At 64.2% G+C, this 7,029-nt stretch carries 5 protein-coding genes and 1 pseudogene; all 6 read left to right on the top strand.

The genetic code is table 11. The features are described from left to right. The first annotated feature begins 110 nt into the window (after positions 1–110). Positions 111–1,049, top strand: coding sequence for a tripartite tricarboxylate transporter substrate binding protein (locus HMPREF7215_RS05765; protein ID WP_040550644.1), 939 nt, complete (start codon positions 111–113; stop codon positions 1,047–1,049). A 27-nt stretch (positions 1,050–1,076) separates the two neighbouring features. Next, complete coding sequence (locus tag HMPREF7215_RS05760; protein WP_009164770.1) at positions 1,077–1,580, top strand: tripartite tricarboxylate transporter TctB family protein; 504 nt, start codon at positions 1,077–1,079, stop codon at positions 1,578–1,580. Positions 1,581–1,595: 15 nt separating this feature from the next. Next, a complete protein-coding gene (locus HMPREF7215_RS05755; protein WP_009164769.1) occupies positions 1,596–3,062 on the top strand; it encodes a tripartite tricarboxylate transporter permease in 1,467 nt (488 codons plus the stop codon). A 193-nt stretch (positions 3,063–3,255) separates the two neighbouring features. After that, positions 3,256–4,626 carry a Trk system potassium transporter TrkA gene (trkA, locus tag HMPREF7215_RS05750; RefSeq protein ID WP_009164767.1) on the top strand — a complete coding sequence of 457 codons (1,371 nt, stop codon included), beginning with the start codon at positions 3,256–3,258 and terminating at the stop codon, positions 4,624–4,626. Continuing rightward, entirely contained in the window at positions 4,623–6,089 is a 1,467-nt protein-coding gene (locus tag HMPREF7215_RS05745; RefSeq protein ID WP_009164766.1) for a TrkH family potassium uptake protein, read from the top strand. The genes trkA and HMPREF7215_RS05745 overlap by 4 nt, the downstream gene beginning before the upstream one ends. Positions 6,090–6,381: 292 nt before the next feature. Then, positions 6,382–7,029, top strand: a pseudogene (locus tag HMPREF7215_RS14055) (MATE family efflux transporter); the annotation flags it as partial.

Here is a 7,029-nt window from a genome sequence, read left to right as displayed (position 1 = left end):
GAAATTCTTTTTTCCGTCAACTTTCCTTTGAAAAAAAACTCTCTGAATTGTACAATGGGGAAGCGGTTTGTTTCACCAACATCATATCCAAAGAACGGAGTGATCGTTTTATGAAGAAACTGTTTGCTGCACTTGCTTTCGCCGCTGTGGTGGGCTGCGCCGGCGCGGCCGCCTATCCCGAAAAGCCGGTGCACGTGATCGTCCCCTCCGAGGCGGGCGGCGGCACCGACACGATGGCCCGCCTGCTGGCCAAGTTCGGCGAGAAGTATCTGGGCGCGCCGATGGTGATCGACAACCTGCCGGGCGCCGGCGGCCAGATCGGATTCCAGGCCATCGCCAACGCCAAGAAGGACGGCTACACGTTCGGCTGTCTCTACACGCCGCACCTGACGGCCCACGTCTCCGCCAAGCGCGCGCAGTACACGCTGGCAAGCTTTGACTACGTCGGCAATCTCGTCACCGATCCGGGCGCGATCGTCGTGCCCGGCAACAGCCCGATCATGGATCTGAAGGGGCTGGCCGAATACGTCAAGAACAACGAAAACTGCACGGCGTCCACATCCGGCCCCGGCGGCGACGACGATTTCGCCCGCCTGGCCACGGAAGAGGCTCTCGGCATCAAGCTGCGTCCCGTGCCCTCCAAGGGCTCGTCCGCAGCCAAGGCCAACGTGATGGGCGGACACGTCACGGTGGGTTTCATGAACGTCTCCCAGGTCGAGGCGCAGGTCCGCTCCGGTGAGATGCGCTGCCTGGCCGTGATGGCGGACAAGCGCAGCGACATGATGCCCGACGTGCCCTGCACGGCCGAGCTCGGCTATCCGACGATGGTCTCCGACTCGTCGCGCGGTTTTGCCGCTCCCGCCGGCATGGACGCGGAAGCTCTCGCCAAGATCCGCGAGATGTTCACCAAGACGATCGCCGATCCGGAGTTCCAGGCGGCCGCCAAGGGCGTGCTGCTGATCAACGAGATGAACGGCGAGTCGTACAAGGCGTATCTCGAAGCTCTGCAGGCGGCGACCGACAAAGCGTACGAAGTCGCGCCCTGGTAAATTTTCGTCGCAGACATCCGAATCCTCATGAACAAGAAAACGGTCAGCATCCTTTCCGGCGCCGCGGGGATCTTCCTCGCCGGCGCCATCTATTCCGAAGTTCTCAAGTTTCCGGCATACGCCGTGCACGCCTCGCAGTACGTCAAGTTTCTGCTGGCGGTCATGGCGTTTTTGTGCGCGCTGCTGATCGTCGCGTCCCTATGCGGCGGGGAAACCGGCAGGCCGCAGTGGGTGAAAGCGCCCGGAGCGTTTACCGCCACGGTGGCGCTGACGCTCGTCTATGTGCTGTCGCTCAAATACATCGGATTTTATGCGGCCAGCGCCGTTTACATGCTCGTCCTCGCGTTCCTGCTGGGGCTGCGCCGGCCGCTGCTGCTGGTCGTCAGCACGGCCGCGCTGCTGGCGCTGGTGTACGGCGTGTTCGTGCGCTTTCTCGGCGTGCCGGTGCCGTTGGGGATTTTCGAGGAATTCACGTTCGCCGACGTGCCAGGTTCGCTCGCCAAGGCCAAAGCGGCCCTGGCGCTTTTGTAGGGAGGCGTGCTGACCATGGAAATGATCACTCAAGCGGCGCTGAGCCTGTTCGCTCCCGCGCCTCTGCTCGCCATCGTCGCGGGCACGCTGGGAGGCGTCATCATCGGCGCCATTCCCGGTCTGACGGCGACGATGGCCGTGGCGCTGCTGATCCCCGTCACGTTCGGCATGAATCCCGTCGTCGGTCTGGCGCTGATGGGCGGCGTCTATTCCGGCGGCATGTTCGGCGGCGCGATCTCGTCGATCCTGCTGTCCACGCCCGGCACTCCGGCCGCGGCGGCCACGGCGCTCGACGGCTACCCGATGACCCGCAAGGGCAAAGGCGGCGTGGCGATCACGATCGCCACGGTGGCCAGCTTCTGGGGCGGCATCATCTCCACGCTGGCGCTGCTGCTGGTGGCGCCGGTGCTGGCCAAGTTCTCGCTGCGCTTCGGGCCGCCGGAGAACTTCCTGCTCGCCGTCATGGGGCTGACGAGCATCGTCACGCTGACGAGCGGCAATCTGATCAAGGGGCTGATCTCGGGCGTGATCGGTCTGCTGATCGCTTCGATCGGCATGGATCCGATGGACGCCTATCCGCGCTTCGCCGGCAGCGTGCCGGAGCTGTTCGACGGCGTCAAGGACATCCCCGCGCTGATCGGCCTGTTCTCGGTCAGCCAGCTGCTCGACCTGACCGGCGAGGCCAGCATCGTGCAGGAGCTGGCGGCCGACGTTTCGACGCTGAAGGACAACAAGCTGCCCAAGGGGCTGGCGCCGACGATCGCGCGCGGCGGCGTCATCGGCACGATCGTCGGCATGCTCCCCGGCGCGGGCGCGACGATCTCGGCCTTCATCTCCTACAACACGGCCAAGTCGCTCGACAGGGAGCCGGAATCATTCGGGCGCGGCAACCCCAAGGGCGTAGCCGCGTCGGAGAGCGCCAACAACGGCTGCGTCGGCGGTTCGCTGGTGCCGATGCTGACGCTGGGCATTCCCGGCAATTCGGTGGCGGCCTGCCTGATGGGCGGCCTGACGATCAACAACCTGATCCCCGGGCCGGAGCTGTTCAGCAAGTACGGCACGATCACCTACGGCTTCATTCTCTCGCTGTTCCTCGCCAATATCGTGTTCCTGTTCCTCGGCATCTATCTGGCGCCGTTTTTTGCCAAGATCTCCACGGCGCCCAACTCGCTGCTGGTGCCGGCCATCGCCGTGCTTTCGGTGGTGGGCAGCTTCGCGATGCGCAACATGATGTTCGACGTCTGGACGATGCTGGCTTTCGGCGTCGGCGGCTACTTCCTGCACCGCATGGGTTTCGACCTCGGCGCGGTGGTGCTGGGTCTGATCCTCGGGCGCATCACCGAAGAAGGCTTCGGCGGCGCGCTGGCGATCTCCAACGGCTCGCCGGCGATCTTCTTCACGCGCCCGCTCTGCCTCGCGCTGTGGGCGCTGATCGTCCTGCTCCTGCTGCCCGCGCTCCGCACAAAAAAGAAAACGGCTTGATTCGCGCAAAAAAATCCTCTCGCCGCGGCGAGGGGATTTTTTTACAAAAATTTTTCCGCTTCAAGCGCCGCCTCTTCGTCGGCGCAGTCGCTCTATGCTATAATCTGAACCGGAGTTCCCGAACTGTCTGATATTACAAAGAAAAGAACGCCGCGAAGCGGTTTTTTCCGCTGCGGCGCAGGAGCGTGAGATCATGAAGATAGTGGTCGTAGGCGCGGGCAACGTGGGGTATACGGTGGCGCGCACCCTGTCCGCCGAAGGGCGGGACGTGGTGATCATCGAGCGCGACGCCGAGACCGCCGCCCGTCTCGAAGAGGAACAGGACGTCAGCGTCGTCCGCGGCAACGGCGCGCGTCCCGCCGTGCTGGAAAAGGCCGGCGTCGTCAAAGGCGGCGATGTGGACGCGCTGATCGCCTGCACCGATCGCGACGAGACGAACCTGATGGCCTGCTGGCTGGGCAAACGCGCCGGCGTGCGGCAAGTGCTGGCGCGCGTCAGGGATTTGGAATTCACCGACACGCCCGACTGGGCCGAAGACCTCGGCATCGACGTGCTGGCTTCGCCGGAACGTTCGCTGTCGCGCGAGATCGCGTCGCTGCTGCGCTTCAACGCCGCCGTCCATTCGTCGGAGCTGTTCAACGGCCGCGCCGGCAGCTTCGCGTTCCGCGTCGAGGCCGATTCGCCGATCTGCGGCATGAGCCTGCGCGAGCTGGGCGTCAAGTATCCGGGGCTGGGGGCCATCATCGTCTACGTGGAACGTGGCGACGACGGCTTCGTGCCCTCCGGCGACTGGACGGCGCGCGAGGGCGACCTGTGCTTCGCCGTGACGCTGCACGAGCGCGTGCCGTCGCTGATGCGGCTGTTCGACGTGGAGCATCACAAACGGCTGTCGCGCGTCATCATCGTCGGCGGCGGCAAGCTGGGGACCAATCTGGCGCACCGTCTCAGCTCCAACGTGCCGCGCGTGGAGACGACGCTGGTCGAAAAGGATCTGGAAAAATGCGCGCGTCTGGCCCGCGAGTTCCCCGACGTGAAGGTCATCAACGGCGACGGCATGGACAAGGATCTGATGCTCCAGCTCGGCGTGGACAAGGCCAACGGAGTCGTGGCCGCCACGTCCAACGACGAGATGAACGTGATCATCGCCGCGCTGGCCAACGTGCAAGAAGACGTGAAAACCATCGCCGTCGTGCGCAAGGACGTGTACGAGGATCTCGAAGGCAAGCTGCCCGTGGACGTGCTCGTCAATCCCAACAAGACGCTGGCGTCCACGTTCCTGCGCTACATCCGCTATCCCAATTCGGCCGGCATGCTCTCGCTGATCGACCGCATCGGCGCGGAGATGCTCGAGTTCCTGCTGCGTCCCGGCAATCCCGCCGTCGGCAAACGCATCATGGATTTGAATCTGCGCAAGGGCATCCTCATCGCCATCATCAAGCGAGGCGGCAAGTACCTCGTGCCCGGCGGCGCGGAAACGCTGCTGGAAGGCGACGTAATCTCCGTCTTCGCCATGGCCGAGATGATGCCCGAGGCGATGCGCTTCTTCAAGGTCGATCAGTCATGAATTTCCGCGTCGTCCTCTTCGTGCTCTCGCTGATCGGTTCGATCGTCTCCGGCAGCATGTTCCTGCCCGCCGCCTGGGCATGGTTCGACGGCACTCCCGACGCCGCCGTGCTGCTGCGCTGCGCGCTTTTCTCGCTGGCCGCCTGCGTCGCGCTGGCGCTGACCACGCGCCCTTCGCGCAAAAACGCTCCCGGCCACAGCGACATCGGCGTGCGCGAGGCGTTCGCCATCGTCTCCTTCTCGTGGGTCGTGGCCTCCGCCATCGGCGCGCTGCCTTACGTGCTCCACGGCACGACGGCGAACTTCACCGACGCGTTCTTCGAGGCCATGTCGGGCTTCACGACCACGGGAGCGTCCATCCTTTCCAACATCGAGGAGAATCCCCGCGGCATCCTGCTCTGGCGCGCGCTCACGCACTGGCTCGGCGGCATGGGCATTATCGTCCTCAGCCTGACGATCCTGCCCTTCATCGGCGGCGGCGGCATGCAGCTTTTCAAGGCCGAATCGCCGGGGCCGCTGCCGGAAAAACTCACGCCCCGCCTGCAGCAGACCGCCGCGATCCTGTGGGAGATCTATATCTTCCTTACCGCGCTGGAAGTCGGCGCGCTGATGCTGTGCGGCGCTTCGTTTTACGAGGGCGTCACGCACGCATTCGCCACCGTCGCCACCGGCGGGTTCTCCATCTACAACGACAGCATCGCCCACTTCCGCAGCCCGGCCGTCGAATGGGTCGTCACCGCGTTCACGTTTCTGGCCGGCGTCAACTTTTCGCTGCACTATCTGTTCCTGCGCGGCAGCTTCGGCGCGTATTTCAAAGACGACGAGTTCCGCTGGTACGGCGTCATCATCCTTGCCGTGGCGGCCGCCGTCGCCTGCTCGGCCCTGTGGAGCGGGCTGGATATGCCGCCGGGGCGGGCGGTGCGCCACGCCGCCTTTCAGACGGTGACGCTGATGACCACGACCGGATTCATGGTCACCGATACGTTGCAGTGGCCGTACTTCGTCCAGATGGTGCTGCTGGCGATCATGCTCGTCGGCGGCTGCGCCGGATCCACCTCGGGCGGCATCAAGGTCGTGCGCTTCATGATCGCCGCGCGCCACGCCAAAAACGACATGATCCGCTCGCTCCAGCCGCACCGCGTGCTCTGCGTGCGCGTCAACGGCAAGCCGCAGGAGAGCCGAGTGGTCAGCACAGTGCTCTCGTTTTTCGTGTGCTACATCGTTATCCTCATCGCCGTCAGCCTGTTTTTGGCCGCTCTCGGCATCGACCTGCTTTCGTCCTTTTCAGGCGCGCTGGCCTGCGTCAGCAACGTCGGCCCCGGGCTGGGCGCCTTCGGCCCCGCCAGCAACTACGCCTCCGTCCCCGCCGCCGGCAAATGGGCCCTGGCCTTCGCCATGCTCGTCGGCCGTCTGGAGCTCACCACCGTGCTGCTGCTGTTCGTGCCCGATACGTGGAGGAGATAGGGAGCGCGATCGTTTGGCGTACTTTTTACCGACTTCGTAATGAGTCTGATTGGCGCGTTCCTTATTCCAAATACGCGCGCGGCGCAATTTTGCGTCGCACGGAACAAATGAGCCGCCAATTTGGCGCCGCTCGTTCGGTCTTACATTTTCCCCTGCAACGCGGCGGCACAAGATTCAGTATTTCTTCCGACAGGATCTTGATTTTGCCGTGCAAAAGTGTTATAAAACGGGCGTTCATCGGAGGTTTGTCGTTCTGAAGAAACGATAAAGCCGGATAAGATGGCGGGCTGGGATGCCTGCGGCTTATCCGGCTTTTTTTGATTGGGGGCGTTGGACGGTGAGGATGAATCACGACTTCACGCGCGGGCCCATTTTCGGGCCGCTGATGGGGTTCGCGCTGCCGGTGCTGGCGGCGTTGTTTTTGCAGATGCTGTACGGCGCGGTGGACATGATGATCGTGGGCTGGTTCTGTCCGGCCTCGGACATCGCCGCGGCCTCGACGGGCGGAACGGTCATGCAGAGTCTGACGATCGTGGTCACGGGCCTGTCGCTGGGCACGACGGTGCTGCTCGGGCAGAAGTTCGGCGAAGGGCGCTCCGACGAAATAGGGGCGGTGGTAGGGCTTCGATTTGTCTGTTCGCGGCGATTGGCGCGGTGATGGCGGTCGCCATGCAGTGGCTGGCCTATTACTGCGTTCTGGCCATGCGTACGCCCCCAGCGGCGTTCGGCAGCGCGCTGAGCTACGTGAAGATCTGCAGCGCCGGCGCGCCGTTCATAGTGGCGTACAACGTGCTGGGCAGCGTCTTTCGCGGCATGGGCAACTCGCGGATCCCGCTGTTGTCGGTCGCTATCGCCTGCGCGGTGAACATCGCCGGCGACTGGCTGCTGGTGGGGCCGGCGGGCATGGGGGTAGCCGGCGCGGCGGCGGCCACGGTGGCGG

Source organism: Pyramidobacter piscolens W5455 (assembly GCF_000177335.1).
Lineage (GTDB): Bacteria > Synergistota > Synergistia > Synergistales > Dethiosulfovibrionaceae > Pyramidobacter > Pyramidobacter piscolens.
The sequence above is the reverse complement of the archived record's forward strand: the minus strand, read 5'-3'. Positions and strand labels throughout refer to the sequence as shown.

What these genes read in the sequence shown, in the direction of transcription:
- HMPREF7215_RS05760 (WP_009164770.1), top strand. Translation starts at nt 1,077, where the DNA reads ATGAACAAGAAAACGGTCAGCATCCTTTCCGGCGCCGCGGGGATCTTC.
- HMPREF7215_RS05765 (WP_040550644.1), top strand. Translation starts at nt 111, where the DNA reads ATGAAGAAACTGTTTGCTGCACTTGCTTTCGCCGCTGTGGTGGGCTGC.
- trkA (WP_009164767.1), top strand. Translation starts at nt 3,256, where the DNA reads ATGAAGATAGTGGTCGTAGGCGCGGGCAACGTGGGGTATACGGTGGCG.
- HMPREF7215_RS05745 (WP_009164766.1), top strand. Translation starts at nt 4,623, where the DNA reads ATGAATTTCCGCGTCGTCCTCTTCGTGCTCTCGCTGATCGGTTCGATC.
- HMPREF7215_RS05755 (WP_009164769.1), top strand. Translation starts at nt 1,596, where the DNA reads ATGGAAATGATCACTCAAGCGGCGCTGAGCCTGTTCGCTCCCGCGCCT.